Genomic DNA, 17,094 nt, shown 5'->3' on the forward strand with positions numbered 1-17,094 from the left:
CTGCACACCGGCTAATGGTCCTGGAGCCCAAATAGAGCTCTATGTTGGCGCATAGGTCGCACAACAGCACAGTCTGTCCGGCTGAGGCGTGCCTGGGTGCTTTGCGCGAAAGGAAATTCGATGTTGGTTAAAACCATATGGCTATACCTAGTACTGTCATGCCTAGCCGGTTCGGTGAGTGCAGACCTTGTCGGTGGGCACGACAGGCAGCGCCTAACGCTGTTGTTTTTGGCCAAGCTGGACGCCTATTATCAAGACTATCCGTTAACCCTGAGTTTGCCAAGCTTGCCCATAAGTCTGCCGAGCGAACAGCTGGACAGCGCTCAGTGGCTTGCACTGCTGACTGTTTTGAGCGAAGAAGGCTGGCTTACCCGTGAACAGAAAGCGCAAAAGCGTATCGATAACCAAGAGCGAGTGCTGATAGGGCAGGTGCAAATATTTTCCAGGCCGGGCGCGTCTGTGCGTTTGGCCTTACCCCTTGGTATGGTTCGAGTGATCGAAATTGACACTATGCAGCCGCTACCCCAAAATAACAGCCAACCCGCTTACGCGCTTCGCTTTGCCTGGCAACTGGACGAAGCGGTAGATTGGCTGTGGGCCCCCGCACTGGATGGACTGTCCGACATCATTCGGCTCCGTCTTGCCAGCCGTCAACGGCAATCCGGTACCGTGACCGCCCATTGGCACGATACGGATTGGCGCTTCGATACGCCCCCGCAGTTGCGCTAAGGTCACCATGTTTTTTTGGCATCAATAAAAATATTAAATTATATTCAATGTATTCGAATATTTTTCCAAGCCGCAACAACATCCCAACCCGGTATTCTAAAATGCTATTCAAATTGACTTTTTGATCGCCTGCATTGACGTCAATAAATATTTTATTTTCTAAGTTCGGGCCAACCTCATTCAGTTCAAATGATACCGCCATGATATTAACGGCGGCCGTTCATAATAATCTTTATGAACATAATAAAGGCCCCATTACACATGACGCTGCCAATACTTAGGTTGTAAATTTTTTTTTCGCACTCGCTATTGACAATGCATGCATCTCACTATAGTCGATAGAATAACCTGTTAGACCGATTATGAATTTTAGCTTAGTCGGTGGATAAAATAGGCCTATGCATTTATTCGCCATATTCTCGGTTTAAGTCTATAAATAGTTTGATGGATCAATATGATAATTTCTGCAGTACCGATTTAGCCAAAAAATGAAAATAAATATGGAAAAGCTTTAAATTTTACAAAAAAAGTTTATTTTTCGATTCACAGTGATGGCATTAGGCGGCATACTTACATTACTTAAATGTAATGTATCGTTATTTAATCCTAATATGAGGAATCCACAATGGCACTCGCCAAGAAAAAACCCGCATCTGTTACAGACCCAAAAATGCAAGTAGCCGAACAAACTTCAGTTAAAAAGGTCACAATAAAAAAACCGGCAACAGCCCGTAAACCTAAAGCCGCAAAAACAGTCAGTAACAAGGCAAGCCCAAAGAAAGCCACAGCCGCGACAAAATCACCAACGGTTCGCAAGGCGGTTGTAGCGACCAATAATCAGGCGAGCGCCAGTCAAAAAGCCGCTGACAAGGCCATTGCTGCGGTTGCCAAAGCCGAAGTGGTTTTGGCCAAAGCCAGTGCCAAGAAAGCTCAGCTAGCTATTAAAGCTAAAACCAGTAACTCGGCCACCACTAAGAATCAACTTATTGCCGCTCGTGCCGCCGTTGCCAAAGCGCGCGCCGCGTTAACCGATGCCAAGAAAGTAGTCCGTGCGGCAAAGTTTGATCTCAAGGTAATTGCCACCGAAGCTGCTCTGACAGCCAAGTCTGCCAAAGCCGATGCCACCGTTAAGGCCCTGGCCGATACATTGGCTGCCAAGCAGAAAGCCGATTTGGCCAAAGCTTTGGCAGCGTTTGAGAGCAAGTGGCTGGCTGCCCGCGCCCGACGCAATGCTCGTAAGCTCAAGTTGGCCGAGAAAAAGGCGCTGGCTAAGACTGCCGCTGCGGCGAAGAAGATTAAGGCGAAGGTGTCGGCCCTGAATAAAGCCAAGGTCACAAAGTCAAAGGTCAACAAGGCAAAGGCCTAGACCTCCAAGGTTAAGCCCCTTGCCCTAAGCAATAAAAAAGCCGCTCAGCGGCTTTTTTATTGTCCGCAAAGCTTTCTTTTTATGCCGCTCGCTATGGTAAACTGGGCTTCTTATTTTTTTGGGTTAAGTCGCCAACAATGAATATACTGTCAATCGATACCACTGCAGACATCTGTTCTATTGCCCTGGTACTCGAGTCAAAGCATTTTGTGTTTCATGAGCTGCGACCGCGTGAACACGCCAAAATACTGTTGCCCGAAATAGAGAAGTTACTGCAATTGGCCGGTATCCGTGCCGATGCGCTCGATCTGATTGTTTTTGGCCGGGGTCCGGGTTCCTTTACGGGAGTGCGGATTGCTACCGGTGTTGCCCAAGGCCTGGGCCTGGCGGCGCAATGCCCATTAGCACCGATCAGCACACTTCAGTCATTGGCTTGGAGCGCGGCGCAATTGGGTCATCGAGATATTTGGGTTGCCTTGGACGCGCGCATGTCCGAAGTCTATTTTGCCGCCTATCGAGTCAACGCTCAGGGCATACCCGAACTGACCATGGCCGAACGGGTCACTCCTCTGGCCGATATAGACGTGTTGCCCGAGGCCGGCACGGTATTTATTGGCAGTGGCTGGTCAACTGACTATGAAACCCCCGCACGGCTCAGTGAGTGCCTGCAGCAAGGGGTGCTCGAACAAAAACTGCCGCATGCCTTGGCCAGCGCACAATTGGCTCAGGTGCTAGTGGCCGAGACCCTTCTGGTGCCGGTCGCAGCAGAATTGGCCCAGCCGGTCTATCTAAGAAACCAGGTGACCTGGACGCAAAAACCCAAAATCGGTACCTAAAGGACTCATTGCGCCGCGCGATGCCAACCCAGCGACGGGTGTGGGCTGCGGGCTGGGCAATATTTAGCCCCTCGGTGGTGGTTTCTGTGGTGTTTTCGCTCTACTATCGGCAGCTCTATTAATAATTTTAATCTTTGGCGCACAATACAACATGACAATGACACAGTGGATCGTCTTAGCAATCATTCAGGGTATAACGGAATTTTTGCCTATTTCCAGTTCGGCTCATCTAATTTTACCATCTCATCTGTTTGGCTGGCCCGATCAGGGTTTGGCCTTCGATGTCGCCGTGCATGTCGGATCCCTGCTCGCGGTTATTATCTACTTTCGACAGCTTATTGTTCAAATAGTCGTCAACTGCCTGAAAGCCATCGGCCGGCAAGAGCATGACCGCGGCACGGCCAACCTAGGTTGGATGGTGGTCATCGCTACCATCCCTGCAGTCATTGTTGGCTTTCTTGCCGAAAGCTTCATCGAAAATCATTTGCGCAGTATCTTGGTGATAGCGGTAACCACCAGCGTCTTTGGTTTGGTCCTCTGGTGGGCCGATGTAAAGGCGAAAGAGACTCGCGCACTGTCGGACCTGACCTTCAAGGATGCTATCTGGGTTGGCCTGGCCCAGGCGGTGGCGTTGATACCGGGCACCTCGCGTTCGGGTATTACCATGACCGCTGGCCTTATGCTGGGTATTAACAAGGTGGATACCGCCAAGTTCAGTTTTCTGTTGTCGATTCCCTTGATTCTGGCGGCCGGATTGCTGAAATCAGTCGAGCTGATTCAAACCCCATCAGCGTTTGATCTGTCGGCGATCCTCTTTGGTACCATCCTCTCGTTTGTCAGCGCTTTTGCCTGCATTGTGATGTTCCTTAAATGGATAGAGAGATCGGGTTTTCTGCCTTTTGTGATCTATCGCTTAGTCTTGGGTGCGGTCCTATTTTATGTCTACTTTGGGTAGGTCGCACTGGCGCGCTTCAAATGGTAAGCTGATCGGGAATCGAATTGACTTGTTTTTATCGGGTATTGATTGATGCAGATTCCAAATTCGTATGGCTTACATGGCGCCTCAGGCTCGGTAAATTCTGCTCGGAAAACCAACGGTTCGAGCGAGAGTAGCGAGCGCACGGCAAACCAGGATCGGTCCAAGTTTGAGCGCGTCGCCAAAGACCCTCAAACGACCTCAGCTCCGGCCAACGACAACCGCAAAGACGCTTTCGGGTCGATAACAGGGGCGGCAAAGTCACAGCTGGCGAGTCAAGAGTTAATGGTTTTGCCAAAAGCGGTGACCAGGGTCAACAGTGATGCTATCAGTCGTTATCAGCAAGTCGAAGCGGCCGATACCTTTAGCGTTCAAAATCAAGACCCCGGGTTATATCGTGTTGATGTCTACGTTTAGAGCGCCACCTGCGCTGCAGGGGCAGTTAACTATATTCAAACTACGCTAGGAAAATGAAGCTGAGACTCTACTGTCCAAATCCTAAGCACTATGAAAATCAACTCCTGCTGCGTGACACGACGGCATTGGATTGGGTTAGTCAAATCACTAAGCCGATCGAACAACCTTTTCTGATTATTGATCAAGGCATGCTGGGTCTCGCCGATGCCGGTTGGCCAAAGGTGCATCCGGTGTATGTTGACTTTCAGTCGGGTGCCGCAGCCCATCGGCGCTTGTATGGCGGCGGCGCCGGTCAAGCGATTGCCAAGGCCGTCGGTCTGGGCAAGAAGAAAAATCTGCGCATTCTCGATGCGACTGCGGGACTGGGTCGCGATGCCTTTGTAATGGCCAGTCTGGGCGCGCAGGTGCTCATGTTAGAGCGGCATCGAGGTGTGCATCTCCTTCTGGTTGATGGCCTATATAGGCTCGGGTTCAACGCAGAGCTGGATGATATTCAACATCGACTTAACCTAGCATCCGGATCTTTGCTGGACAGCAGCGCGAGTCTGAGCGAATTCGCTCCAGAGGTTATCTATCTTGATCCGATGTTTCCTGAGCGCTCAAAATCGGCCAAGGTTAAAAAAGAGATGGTGCTGTTTCACGACTTGGTGGGGGATGATGCCGATGCCGATGCTCTTCTGGAACCGGCCTTAGACATAGCGGCGTGTCGGGTAGTGGTTAAGCGGCCAAAGCAAGCGCCGCATTTGGCCGGCAAAGCTCCCACTACCTCCCATATTGGAAAGAGCAGTCGCTTTGACATCTATTCCAAAAAGGCTATCAGCTAGGTCCCGTTGAGGGCCCGTCAGCGTGCGAGGTTTTAGGTCGGTGGGCTGGAGCGTTTGGTGACCTGATAGACATTGTACCAAACGTCGTCCGGGATCACCGATCCAGCCTGATCGATTACATCCTGTATGCGATGATCGAAATCCAGCTTGGAATCCTCATTCAAGGTTAAAACCTTCAACGCTTTCAAGGTTTGAATAAAGTTCTTGAACAGCGCCTTATCGAAAAACTCCGGAGCATCTAGGCCATTGAGTAAGGCCGAGCGCTGTGCCATCTGTTGGGCTTGGTTCTCCAGTACCGTCTGACTGCATTGGCCAGAACCCATGCGCGCTAATACTGACAGGGTCAGTAGATAACGTTCCAGCGTTGGCAGCATGATGTTTGCCAGATATTGCAGTTGCAAGCTTTCATCTTGAGCCTTATCGGGACTGTGTAATATTCCCTGATCGTCGCGCCAAATTAAGTGATAGCTGAGCAACAGTTCAACGATATCGGCCGTTTTTGCCAACGCTTGGTCGCGATCATCTTGAATAAACAACTCACTGCGAACATAGGGGTAAATCAGTGCAATGCGCTTCAACAAAAGCTCAACGCTAATGCCGTTTGCGCGCACGACCAGCGCGGCGATCAGAGAAGGTAGAGCAAAAAGGTGCTGAATGTTGTTGCGGTAGTAGGCCATCAATACGCTATTTTGACTGTCAAAGCCGTACAGGTTGCCAAGTTTTTGCGGTATTAGCCGCAGCTTGCCCATTTTTATCGCATAGCCGATCCACTCGTCGACGCTACCCTCGGGGTAGGTGACATAGGGGCTATAGGGCGCGTCTTTTTGCAGCGATATCAACAACTGCAATTGGTTCCGCAGCAACCGATCTTCAATGGCCTGGCGCGGTGTCGACAATAAAACCGTGGCAATGAGGTTGATTGGATTGAGCGCCGCGGCGGAATTGATACGTGTGACCACATCGATCGATAGGCGGTCAATGAAGTTGAACATCCAGGTCGGTCGATCATCCGGACCATAAGTTTTGTCCTGCCAATCGGGCTGTTGGGCATTCAATTGGTCATTGAGCTTCAAGGGTTCGCCAAAATTCAGAAACACATGGCCATAGTTTTTCAGCTGTTTAACGGTTTTGACTAGGTCAAATAGATTTTCCTTCTTTTTCACCTTACCTTTGAGTTCACCCAGGTAGGAGCCGCCCTCAAAGACCTTTTCATAGCCAATGTAGACTGGAATAAAAACGACCGGTCGACTGTTATCGCGCAGATGACTGCGCACGGTCATGGCGAGGGTTCCGGTGGCTGGCGCCCGCATACGCCCGGTGCGCGAGCGGCCACCTTCGACAAAGTACTCGACCGGATAGCCGCGGGTAAAGACGGTGTGGATGTATTCGTTGAAAACCGCCGTGTAGAGCTTATCCCCACCAAAGCTGCGACGGATGAAAAAGGCCCCGCCGCGGCGTAAAATGTTGCCGACGATGGGCATGTTCAGATTCTCTCCGGCCGCTATATGAGGCACATTGAGGCCGTGGTTGTGCAGTGAATAGCTCAGCAATAGGTAGTCGATATGGCTGCGATGACAGGGCACGTAAACAATTTCATGGTCCTTCGCCAGTTCTCGAACCGGTTCGATGCCGCGCAGAATGATGCCGTTGTAAATTTTGTTCCACAGCTTAGTTAACAGGATCTCGAGAATGCGTATTGTGCCATACGATACGTTCGCAGCAATATTGAGCGCATGTTTACGGGCCAGAGCACGCGATTTTTCCAGGCTGATTTTTTTGGCTTTGGCATGTTGGGCGATAGCGTTGCGGACCGGTTCGGTTTGCAGCAGTCGGTCAATCATCACGCGCTTGTGCGATAAGTCGGGCCCGATCACGGCGGTTCGTACACGCCGAAAATGTATGCGCAAGACGCGGGCAACTTTACGGGTGGTGACGGCCAGATCTTTGTCAGCTAGCACCAATTGGCGCAAAGAAATCGGCTCATTGATTTCAACATAGGTATCACGGCCATTAAACAGGACGGTGAGCAGTTTTTTGAAGCGACCGAACACAGTCCAGTTTGAACTCAAAAACGCGCTCAGTAAACTGTTGCCGCTCGTCGCCGCTCGGCCCCAATAGAGTGCCACCGGGACCAACAAGATGTCCTCGTCCGGGTGCTCAGCCAGATAACCCAGAATACGCTGTATTCTCGGCGTTATGCCGGCCTTATTGCGCCGGATCATCGATGCGCGCGGATGTACTGTGAGCAAAGACGGCTCATCGGCCAATTCGGGGATATCAATTTTCGGATAGAGTCCGGCCAGGCCCAGTTGACGCAATTTATGATCGGCGACCAAGGCGTCGGAGGTTGACTCATGCTCTAAAACAAAGACGCAGTGTTTATTACTTTTAAGTAAGTCGATGTCGGTATGGTGCGGGTTTTCGCCCACCTTGACCCACCAAAACAGGACTGTTTGACTCACGCGACGAAGGCTCGAACGTAACGATTGCATAGAGAGGCTGATGTCCTGAATTAAGTAATACTATTTTAACCGCTAATCGCCCGAACGCCTAGCGGCCTGAAGTTTGCGGCCTGAGTCAGAGCTAGTAATGGGGTGGTGGTGTATCGTTGACCTCTGGCGCAAACTGGTCTTTTAGGTCCTGCTGCTGATCCATTAACCGCTTCAACAACCGTTCCACGCGGTCTATTTGGTGTTGCTGTGCGCTGATAACATCGTTCAGTTGTTCTACTGTGTCGTCCATGTGGGTCAGTCGGGATTCCAATTCGATGATACGGGTTTCGTCAGTCATTCGGCTCTCGGTTATTAGTTAATTGCTTTTAGGGGGCAAATGTTGGCATTATGCCGCTTTGGTCGCCAAAATGGGCGAAAAAGTATCGGGTTCGAGACGTTCCCTAGATGTAGAATGTTTAAATGGTTTATTTAAATACCGTAAATGCCCAGTTTGGGGATGGTGCGGGTCAGTCACACCGTTCGGTTGTCCGACCGGTTAAGTCATAGTGTAATTTAATGAGTAGATGATATGAACAGTAAAATATGGTTAGTTCGTTTGGGTGTCAGTATATTGGTGGCCTTGCCAGCACCAATCATTTTAGCCGGTGCCTTGTCTTTGGTGACCGGTGTGGCGAATAACAGCGTCGCGTCCTTGATCGATATGGAATTTTCAAGTGGTGAGATGGCCGCTTATGGAGTCTTAGCCCTCGCCGTGTTGGTTTTGATGCTGCTAGGTCAACTCATTGTACAACCTCTGGCCGCACAATTTGATGAAGATAACCGCGAAGAGGGTCAGGTCAAATGGTTTAACGTCAGCAAGGGCTTTGGCTTTGTAACCCGTGAAAGTGGTGAGGATGTTTTTGTCCATTTTCGTTCGATTCGCGGCCGAGGTCATCGATCTTTACAGGAAGGCCAGCGGGTACGGTTTGGCGTTGTCGAAAGCTCTAAGGGCTTGCAAGCAGAAGATGTGACCATCCTGCGCCAGAACTAAAACCCTTTTAATCGGCTTTGAAAAGCGGCTTGGCCGCTTTTTTTATGGCCACCGAGTTATCAATCGGTTTTCCAGCTAATCTCATGCGTGCTGCCGTTGGGCAATACTTCTATCCAGGCGTCGCCATTGTCATCCTGTTGCCAGCTGCCGGCGGTAACACGCACCGTCAAGTCTAAAAACTGCGCCGCGGCACTGGCGCACTCTCGGTCATCGGACCAGGGTAGACTCGGGCTGTCGAGCCATATGCTGGTAAAGCCCGGCACTACGTCTTCAAATACCACGGCCGGGATCGTGGCCCCCTGCCAGTTAATAGTTAAGGGTTGGGCTTTTTTCGGCATACCTTTCTTCTTCTGTGCAACCTTAACCTCACTGAAGATCGACTCAAGCCAGGCGATGGCCCGATCAGTTGATAATTCCTGGATATAAATTTCAATATCGGGTGCGTTACTCATTATTGGTTTTCCGCTCGAGTAGATAGATTAATATTTTAAATAGACTTATACCCATATAGCCCCAAAACGCGATCATAGTCCCGATACAGGTTACTAAAAGGCCAGCCAAAGCCGTTAATTCCTGATTTAAACTGGGGGTCATCAGGCGCTCGCTGATCAATATTATCATCATTCCAATCACGAAGCCGAACCCTCCGCCAGTAAAAAAGGTCATCGCACGCCGGGGATCGCCAGTGTGGCGCTGCAACCAGTCATGCAGTCGATCTCGGAAGTTCATGGCACGCCTCTTAAATACGGATTGCTTTATGCGTATGATAGCTGTCTTTTAAATCAAAGTGTGAGTGCCTTGCCAATGAAGTCTGAAACCCTAGCGCTGACCCGTCAGTTGATTGAACGCGATTCAGTAACACCCAATGATAAGGGTTGCCAAGAGATCATGGCCAGTCGATTGGCCGATTACGGTTTTGTTAATGAGCCCATGCGCGTGGAAGATGTCGATAACCTCTGGTCGACCCATGGCACGGGTGCGCCACTGCTGGTCTTTGCCGGCCACACCGACGTGGTTCCGACCGGCGACCCGGCGCACTGGACGTCGCCACCTTTTGTGCCGACCGAACGCGATGGCATGCTCTACGGTCGCGGTGCCGCCGATATGAAGGGCAGTCTGGCGGCCATGGTGGTCGCCGGCGAACGGTTTGTGGCCGATTACCCCAATCATCGCGGCCGTATTGGCTACCTGATCACCTCCGATGAGGAGGGCGATGCTTATCATGGCACGGTGGCGGTCTTGGCTGAGCTGGCCAAACGCCAGGAACAGATTGATTGGGCTGTAGTAGGCGAACCATCCAGCAGCGTGACCGTGGGCGATACCATTAAAAACGGTCGGCGCGGTTCGATGTTGGGTCACCTCACGATCAAAGGCGTGCAGGGTCATGTCGCCTATCCGCAATTGGCGAAAAACCCGGTACATCTGGTGGTGCCTGCACTGACCGATCTGGCAACCGAGGTCTGGGATCTGGGCAACGACTATTTTCCCGCAACATCTTTTCAGGTCTCCAACTTCAACTCCGGCACCGGTGCGTCCAATGTGATACCGGGCACGGCGGAACTGATGTTCAGTTTCCGATTTAGTACCGAGGTCACGGGCGAGAGTTTGGAGCAGCGCACGCGGGCAATTTTGGATCGACATGGTCTAGACTACAGTCTGCGCTGTGAGATAAAGGGCCAGCCTTTCCTAACCGACAAGGGTGCCTTGGTGCAAGCTGCCGTTCAAGCCATTACCGAAGTCACCGGCCATGCGCCCGAACTGTCGACTGCCGGTGGCACGTCCGACGGCCGCTTTATCGCACCGACTGGCGCTCAGGTGGTTGAATTGGGTCCGACCAATAAAACCATCCATCAGGTTGATGAATGTGTCGCGGTGGCCGACCTAGAGCCGTTGACCAAAATGTATTACGGCATCATGGTCAATCTATTGGCCTAGTCGTCGCTGAGCTGTTCCAGGTTCTTCAGTTGCAGCTGCAGGGCTTGGCCACTGATCTGGACTTCATACAGGCTGATAAAGAGTGATACCAGCAATAGCACCATTGAGCCGGCGAAGAAAATATTGGCGAGATAGAGTTGCTGGACAAAGATCGCAAACATGGTCACGACACAGAGTATAAAAGAAGATATCCCGGCGACCTGCATTCGGCGAATAGCGATAATACGCACTCGCAAATGCAGGATCTGTTTACGGATGTCTAGATCGGGATTGGTGTCGTTCTGTTTATAGAGCGATCGGATCAATTGGGTGATTACCAAAAACCTATTGGTATAGGCCAACAGGAGCAGGGAAATAGCCGGAAAAAGCAGGGCAGGTGTGGTCAGGGACATGCGCGTAAATACTCCGAATTTGAAAGCTAGCCGTTCCAATAGCGGCGGCTTAGCCTTCGCTGGCGGGCCGTGGGCCGACCTAAGTGATACCATGTTGCCATATAACGCTAATAAGAGGGGAGGGGAAATTTAATGCTCGACCAAATAATGGCCTTTTTTGCCAATAAGACCGAAGTCCCATTGGCGCTCACGGTGGACGAATCCGCCGCGGTGTTGTTGATCGAGGTGATGCTGGCAGACAATGAAATCGATCGTCGTGAGCGTGATTGCATCAGTGACATTCTGGCCCGTCGTACAGGCGACACCCCCGCCGCTATAGCAGCCTGTATCGATTTGGCGCTCGAACGGCGTCACGCCAGTAGTGACCTATTCCAATTCACCACGGTGCTCAATAGCCAGTGGAGTGAAACCGAGCGCTTTGAACTGATCGTCGATCTGTGGCGGGTCGCCTATGCCGACGGTCGACTCGATAAGTATGAGGATCACCGCATTCGCCGTGTGGCCGATTTGCTGCACCTGCACCATTCTCATTTTATTCGTGCCAAGGCCGCTGCCAGCCCGAGCGCAGCACAATGATAACGGGCTCTAATACCTGACCTGGATCGCCGATAGATCGACGTCGAGGCGTTTTTCAGACAAAAAGGCCTTAGAGCCGGGCTGTTTTCCATCTTGTGCAACTTCAAGGTGCTAAAGTAGTTGCACAGACAGCAGTACAGACGCTATTCTGAGCAATGAGTGTGTTTTTTTTATCTGATATTTGGTGTCCTTCGGGGCGGAGTACCTAATTGAAGCGTCGAGAATTTATTGTACAGTCTGTGTCCGCCTCAGCCTTAGTGGCGGGCGCAGGCTATGTGTCATGGGATATGCTGGCTCAAGGCTCTGCGCTGATCGACATACCCTTGGCCCAGCGCGCAACCAAAGCTGCTGCGCAGGTGTTAAACGGTTCCAATCCGTCATCGGATGAGGGCATGTTGGTGCGACCGGCAACCCAGGCAAAAGCCCCAATGCAGCCTGCGACTCCAAGTCATGCCCGACCGGCCGTGGCCTTTGAACAACATCGCGCCGAGCAGCTGATAGACCAACTCCCCGCACAACCGGCGAGTGAAACCCCTATTGAAGAGGTTGTCTTAACCGCAGCGCAAAAACGTGCTACTGCACCACAGGATGCATCCCAGATGCAGGCCTCAGCAGATTCCAGCCAAGAAAAAATTGCCAATTTCGAAGCGAACTACACCGACGATATCGTCTTAGATGGCGCTCAATACACGCTGCTGGTGCAAACATTAGAGCGGATAAACAGGGTCCAAAAATACGTTGGTTATGGCAATTTCAATGTTTTGTCGCTCGATGATACCTATAAGTACGGTAAATACTCGGCCCGAATAGGTGAATTTACCCGAGCCGAGAAAGATTTTTTGGATGAGATTTTTACCGCAGACTCAAGCAGATTGGGCTTTTTCGGTGAAAAGGTTATCGCCAAGCAAACTAATGTGATTGCGGAAAAAGACATAATTAAGATATCCGGTACCGGACACTATGTGTTTCGAGGTCAGTCAGAAAACTTTTACAGCAAATTGCGCACCGAAGTCGGTGAGTCGCTGATCCTAACCAGTGGCGTCCGCAATGTACCGAAGCAGTACCAGTTGTTTATGGCCAAAACCGTTCAGGCCAGCGGTAACATGTCCCGGGCATCCCGTTCACTCGCCCCGCCAGGTCATTCGTACCACGCTATCGGTGATTTCGATGTGGGTCAGGTTGGCGCCGGTTTGGAGAACTTCACCTCCGCCTTTGCGGCCACCGATGAGTTCAAAAAACTGCAGAATCTAGGTTATGTGCAGATTCGCTATACCGCCGATAACAGCCTAGGGGTTCGCTACGAGCCTTGGCACATTCGAGTGGTTTAAAAAAAAAGCGCCGAGGGCGCTTTTTTTTTGCCTTTAAATTGTCCTTCAGCGTGACTGCTTCAAGCTATCGGCAATCAAAAAGGCCAATTCCAGGGCCTGGTCTGCGTTCAAGCGCGGATCGCAATGGGTATGATAACGATCGGCCAGATCAGTTTCTGAAATCTCAAAGGCACCGCCCAAGCATTCTGTGACATTGCGCCCGGTCATCTCAAAATGGACCCCACCGGCGTAGGTGCCCTCTGCCTTATGGATGGCAAAGAAATCTCGCACCTCGGCCAAAATATCATCGACCCGACGGGTCTTGTAACCGGTACTGGCTTTGATCGTGTTGCCATGCATGGGATCGGAACTCCACACCACCGAGCGGCCTTCCGCCTTGACATGGCGTAACAGACGCGGAAAGTGCTCGCCGATCTGTTCCGCTCCCATGCGCACTATTAGATTTAAGCGGCCGGCTTCATTGTTCGGGTTCAAAATATCGATCAGGCGGATCAACTCTTCCGGGTCAGTGGACGGACCAACCTTGAGGCCGAGCGGATTTTTAATGCCGCGGCAGAACTCCAAATGCGCGCCATCGAGCTGACGTGTGCGATCCCCGATCCATACCATATGCGCAGCACAGTCATACCAGTCACCGCTAAAGCTGTCTTTTCGGGTGAGCGCCTGTTCATAGGGCAACAGCAACGCCTCGTGCGAGGTATAGAATTGCGTTTCACGTATCTGGGCGGTATTTTCAGGCGAAATACCGCAGGCGCTCATAAAGGCCAAGGCTTCATCAATGCGCTCGGCCAATGATTGATAGCGAGCACTCTGGGGGCTTTTTTCAACGAAATTTTGATTCCACTTATGCACCTGATGCAGGTCCGCGAGGCCGCCTTGGGCAAAGGCGCGGATTAGATTCAGGGTCGAAGCGGACTGATGATAGGCCTTTAGCATGCGTTCCGGGTCAGGCTCTCGGGCCGCTGCGGTAAACTCAATATCATTGATGATATCGCCCCGATATGAGGGCAAGGTCACGCCATCGATGGTTTCGTTGTCGGTTGATCGAGGTTTGGCAAACTGCCCGGCAATACGCCCGACCTTGACCACCGGACTCTGCCCGCCATAGGTCAGCACCACGGCCATTTGCAGCAAGGCCATAAAGGTGTCGCGAATATGGTTGGTGCGGAAGTCACGGAAACTCTCGGCGCAATCGCCCCCTTGCAGTAAAAAAGCCTCGCCACGAGCCACCTTCGCCAATTCCTTTTTCAACTGACGGGCTTCACCGGCAAAGACCAAGGGCGGCAGGTTGGCCAATTGCTGTTCAACGGCGGTGACCGCAGTTGGGTTCTGATAATTCGGCATTTGACGGATCGTTTTGCCGCGCCAGGAGTCCGGGGTCCAGTCAGTCATGAGTTTCTCTGTAAAAAATAAGAAGGTGTATTCTAGGCGACAAATTTTCGATTGCTAGGCCCAATCGACCCTTGCGGTGAATGAGTTCGATTTGCTTGTACTAAATTGCATACATGCTCGCCAACTAGGAGCGCTTTAGGGTGCGTTGATTGGCATAATAGAACTCCACGAAGGCCTCCAGAGGTAAGGGTTCGGAATAGTAGAATCCTTGCACGATCTCGATCCCGATGGCACGCACGAAATCCATTTGTGCCGCTGTTTCCACGCCTTCGGCAACCACCGCCATGCCTAGGGTATTGGCCAACGCCTGGATTGAGTTGACCACCCCATAGGCTGCGGTGCTGTTGTAATCCTCGGTATTGACAAACAGCTGGTCGAGTTTCAATGTGTCGAAGGCATATTTTTTAATCTGGCCGAGCGAGGAATAGCCGGCGCCGAAGTCATCCAGAGCTGTGCGAAAACCGAAACTACGCAATAGATCTAGGTTTTGTTTGGCAATCTGTGGATTGCCGATTAATTCCTCCTCGGTAATCTCAAATTCAATCTGTTGCGGCACCACATCATAGCTCGCCATGATGGTACGAATGTCCGCTATGAGGCGCAAATCGTTTAGCTGTGTGGGTGAGATATTAATAGCCCCAACCAAACCGGGTTGAGCCAACTGTTGGAGTAACTTGCAGGTTGATTCGGCCACCGCATAGGTGATGTATTCCAGTACCCCGCTGTCCTGGGCCACCGGAATAAAGGCGATGGGTTGCACCAGTGCACTCTGATCATCCCGTAGCCGGGCGAGCGCTTCGAATCCGACGATGGCGCCGGTGTCAATGCGCACCTTGGGTTGGAAGTAGGCGCTGAAGCGACCGTGCTCGATGCCCTCACGCACAGCGGTCTCAATGAGTTGGCGTTGCTTTTCAAATTCGACCAGTTCCGGTGAAAAGAGCACGCTGCGCATCTTGCCTTGCTTCTTGGCCTGATACATCGCCAAATCGGCATATTGCATCAAGGTAGATGGCGACGTGGCATGCGCTGGGTACTGCGAAATGCCAATACTGACGCCGGTGTAGAAGGCCTTGTCATCAATATTTATGGCTGTTTGAAAGCCCTCGACGATGCGCCGGGCAACAAACTCCGCGTTTTCATCACCGGTCAAAATAATGGTGAACTCATCGCCTCCCAACCGGATCACCGAGTCTTGCCGGGCATCAAGTTGGTGCAGACACAGATCGTCAATCGCTTGGCCGCGGACCAGTTGGCGCAGGCGCTTGCCGACGGCAATCAAGACTAAATCGCCGGTGGTGTGGCCATACATATCATTGATCTGTTTAAAGCCATCCAGATCGAGAAACAAAATCGACAGGGGTCGCAGAACCTCTGCCCCGGTATTGCTTGCCAAGAAGCGATACAGGGCGGCTCGATTGGGTAGGCCGGTTAGTGGGTCGGAAAAGGCCTGACGTTCGAGGCTGGATGAGGATTCCCGCAGGCGGTACATCAGGCCATCAAATTTTTGTTTGAGTTTGCCGAACTCATTGTCATCGTATTGGCGCAAGCTTATATCGCCGACGGCAGGGCTATCGGATTGAGCGATTAAATCCGAAAAGACCGCCAGTGGCCTGAGGATAACGACTCGCAACAACAGCACCGTCATGCTTAACAGGCTGACCACCACGAGAATAATAATGATCAGGCCGCGCTGCAGCAGTTGGGTCGAGACATCGAAGTAAATATCGTTGCGTAAGCTGGACTGCAGGATGAGCCGATCCAAGATCGGTTTTGAGACGCTATTGACTCGACTTGCTTGGACTGAGGCGAGATCAATTTTCAGCTCGGCTGCCGTGTCAAGATCGTAGTAATTTTGGCCATCGACAATAAAGGACGACAGAATACGCTCGGAACTGTTCTTGTTGGTCAAACGCACCAGGTCGACGGAAATTTTAATATAACCGATCAATGGATTAAGATCGGTCATCAGCCGACTGGAAAATTGCCGAATCGGTTGGTAGGCATTCAATAAGACGCGTTTGGGATCGAGTAACTCAACGCCAAAGAGGATGGTGTCACTTTGCGCCACGCTATTTCCGGCTCGTGTCAGGAGTCCTGTGTCCAGGTCTGTATCGGTAACGGCCTTATCCTTGACATAGATGTCTTTGAAACCATCGGGTAACACGATGGCAATTTCGGCATAGAATTCCCGATGTTTAAAGTACCGCTTGAGCGTCCGGGTGCCCTCGGAATGGAACAGCTGATAGCGGCTGATCTCATTGGTTGCGAAGTAACTGGTGATCACGCTGTCGTTGCTGATCAAATCCAGGTCGGATTTCACATTGGCCAAGAGGTTGTCCACCAGTTCACTGCTGAGCTGTAGATGAGTGCTCAGCCGGCTGTGGATCTCATCCTCATTAAACTGATCGATAATCTGTCGGTTGAAAAACGCAAACACCAGCAGCGCCACTGCGGCTATCAAACCCAGATTGACTAAGAATTTGGTCTGTAGCTTCATCGCTCAGTCAATATCAAGGTTATTGATAATCTTCATCATGGTACGAATTGTTTGGCGGGACGGCCGCTGCAGCGTTTCAAAGCGGTCGGCATTGGCCGGGAACACCGCCTCATTAGTGCGTATGTCCGCCGGCAGTAACGACTTGGCCTGGTCGCTGAAGGTCGCCGAGTAGTGATAACGTACATTTTGAGCGTTATTTGCCGGTTCGAGTAGAAAATCGAAGAAGGCCATTGCGAGCTCTGTTTGGGTACTGTTGGCGCTCAGCGTCCAATAGTCGATCCACAGTACGGTGCCCTCATCCGGCACGACAAATTCAATATTGTCGTAGCGCTCTTGCAGCACG

The 17,094-nt window shown here is 51.4% G+C and carries 17 protein-coding genes; 9 read left to right on the top strand and 8 right to left on the bottom strand.

What is annotated here, in order from left to right:
• The first annotated feature begins 120 nt into the window (after positions 1-120).
• The 5 genes from AC4FIC_RS10620 to AC4FIC_RS10640 all read left to right on the top strand — a co-directional run bounded on the left by AC4FIC_RS10620 (position 121) and on the right by AC4FIC_RS10640 (position 5,148).
• Positions 121-729: a hypothetical protein gene (locus tag AC4FIC_RS10620; RefSeq protein ID WP_475843661.1), complete on the top strand. Its 609-nt coding sequence runs from the start codon at positions 121-123 to the stop codon at positions 727-729.
• Positions 730-1,354: 625 nt separating this feature from the next.
• Complete coding sequence (locus tag AC4FIC_RS10625) at positions 1,355-2,095, top strand: hypothetical protein (protein ID WP_273285286.1); 741 nt, start codon at positions 1,355-1,357, stop codon at positions 2,093-2,095.
• A gap of 137 nt (positions 2,096-2,232) precedes the next feature.
• Positions 2,233-2,931, top strand: coding sequence for a tRNA (adenosine(37)-N6)-threonylcarbamoyltransferase complex dimerization subunit type 1 TsaB (gene tsaB / locus AC4FIC_RS10630; protein ID WP_100256704.1), 699 nt, complete (start codon positions 2,233-2,235; stop codon positions 2,929-2,931).
• 151 nt (positions 2,932-3,082) lie between these two features.
• Positions 3,083-3,886 (top strand): undecaprenyl-diphosphate phosphatase, encoded by an 804-nt coding sequence (locus tag AC4FIC_RS10635; RefSeq protein ID WP_100256705.1) that lies wholly within the window; start codon positions 3,083-3,085, stop codon positions 3,884-3,886.
• Positions 3,887-4,377: 491 nt separating this feature from the next.
• A complete protein-coding gene (locus tag AC4FIC_RS10640) occupies positions 4,378-5,148 on the top strand; it encodes a class I SAM-dependent methyltransferase (protein ID WP_476194900.1) in 771 nt (256 codons plus the stop codon).
• 32 nt (positions 5,149-5,180) lie between these two features.
• Here the strand turns inward: AC4FIC_RS10640 and plsB are convergent, their stop codons facing one another.
• Together plsB and AC4FIC_RS10650 are read right to left on the bottom strand one after the other, a co-directional pair.
• A complete protein-coding gene (gene plsB / locus AC4FIC_RS10645) occupies positions 5,181-7,640 on the bottom strand; it encodes a glycerol-3-phosphate 1-O-acyltransferase PlsB (protein WP_273285281.1) in 2,460 nt (819 codons plus the stop codon).
• A gap of 91 nt (positions 7,641-7,731) precedes the next feature.
• Positions 7,732-7,938: a SlyX family protein gene (locus AC4FIC_RS10650; protein WP_100256709.1), complete on the bottom strand. Its 207-nt coding sequence runs from the start codon at positions 7,936-7,938 to the stop codon at positions 7,732-7,734.
• A 231-nt stretch (positions 7,939-8,169) separates the two neighbouring features.
• On the opposite strand from AC4FIC_RS10650, the gene AC4FIC_RS10655 reads away from it, so the two are divergent.
• Positions 8,170-8,631: a cold-shock protein gene (locus tag AC4FIC_RS10655; protein ID WP_100256710.1), complete on the top strand. Its 462-nt coding sequence runs from the start codon at positions 8,170-8,172 to the stop codon at positions 8,629-8,631.
• A 59-nt stretch (positions 8,632-8,690) separates the two neighbouring features.
• Here AC4FIC_RS10655 and AC4FIC_RS10660 read toward each other — a convergent pair whose 3' ends face one another.
• Together AC4FIC_RS10660 and AC4FIC_RS10665 are read right to left on the bottom strand one after the other, a co-directional pair.
• Entirely contained in the window at positions 8,691-9,083 is a 393-nt protein-coding gene (locus AC4FIC_RS10660; RefSeq protein WP_100256711.1) for a hypothetical protein, read from the bottom strand.
• Positions 9,076-9,360 carry a hypothetical protein gene (locus AC4FIC_RS10665; protein WP_100256712.1) on the bottom strand — a complete coding sequence of 95 codons (285 nt, stop codon included), beginning with the start codon at positions 9,358-9,360 and terminating at the stop codon, positions 9,076-9,078. The genes AC4FIC_RS10660 and AC4FIC_RS10665 overlap by 8 nt, the downstream gene beginning before the upstream one ends.
• Positions 9,361-9,435: 75 nt before the next feature.
• Between AC4FIC_RS10665 and dapE the strand changes: the two genes are divergently transcribed.
• Positions 9,436-10,566 carry a succinyl-diaminopimelate desuccinylase gene (gene dapE / locus AC4FIC_RS10670; protein ID WP_100256713.1) on the top strand — a complete coding sequence of 377 codons (1,131 nt, stop codon included), beginning with the start codon at positions 9,436-9,438 and terminating at the stop codon, positions 10,564-10,566.
• Here the strand turns inward: dapE and AC4FIC_RS10675 are convergent.
• Positions 10,563-10,958, bottom strand: coding sequence for a DUF2721 domain-containing protein (locus tag AC4FIC_RS10675; protein WP_100256714.1), 396 nt, complete (start codon positions 10,956-10,958; stop codon positions 10,563-10,565). The genes dapE and AC4FIC_RS10675 overlap by 4 nt on opposite strands.
• Before the next feature lie 132 nt (positions 10,959-11,090).
• Between AC4FIC_RS10675 and AC4FIC_RS10680 the strand changes: the two genes are divergently transcribed.
• Together AC4FIC_RS10680 and AC4FIC_RS10685 are read left to right on the top strand one after the other, a co-directional pair.
• Positions 11,091-11,534 carry a tellurite resistance TerB family protein gene (locus AC4FIC_RS10680; protein WP_273285275.1) on the top strand — a complete coding sequence of 148 codons (444 nt, stop codon included), beginning with the start codon at positions 11,091-11,093 and terminating at the stop codon, positions 11,532-11,534.
• 209 nt (positions 11,535-11,743) lie between these two features.
• Positions 11,744-12,862, top strand: a complete 1,119-nt coding sequence (locus tag AC4FIC_RS10685; protein WP_100256716.1) for a M15 family metallopeptidase — start codon at positions 11,744-11,746, stop codon at positions 12,860-12,862.
• A 45-nt stretch (positions 12,863-12,907) separates the two neighbouring features.
• On the opposite strand, the gene AC4FIC_RS10690 is transcribed toward AC4FIC_RS10685, so the two are convergent.
• The 3 genes from AC4FIC_RS10690 to AC4FIC_RS10700 form a co-directional block, all read right to left on the bottom strand.
• Positions 12,908-14,254: a class II 3-deoxy-7-phosphoheptulonate synthase gene (locus AC4FIC_RS10690; protein WP_100256717.1), complete on the bottom strand. Its 1,347-nt coding sequence runs from the start codon at positions 14,252-14,254 to the stop codon at positions 12,908-12,910.
• 124 nt (positions 14,255-14,378) lie between these two features.
• Entirely contained in the window at positions 14,379-16,751 is a 2,373-nt protein-coding gene (locus AC4FIC_RS10695; protein ID WP_273285271.1) for a putative bifunctional diguanylate cyclase/phosphodiesterase, read from the bottom strand.
• 3 nt (positions 16,752-16,754) lie between these two features.
• The coding region (locus AC4FIC_RS10700) for an ABC transporter substrate-binding protein (RefSeq protein WP_488043845.1) at positions 16,755-17,094 on the bottom strand (340 nt) is incomplete at its 5' end.

This window comes from Reinekea sp., from assembly GCF_982785585.1.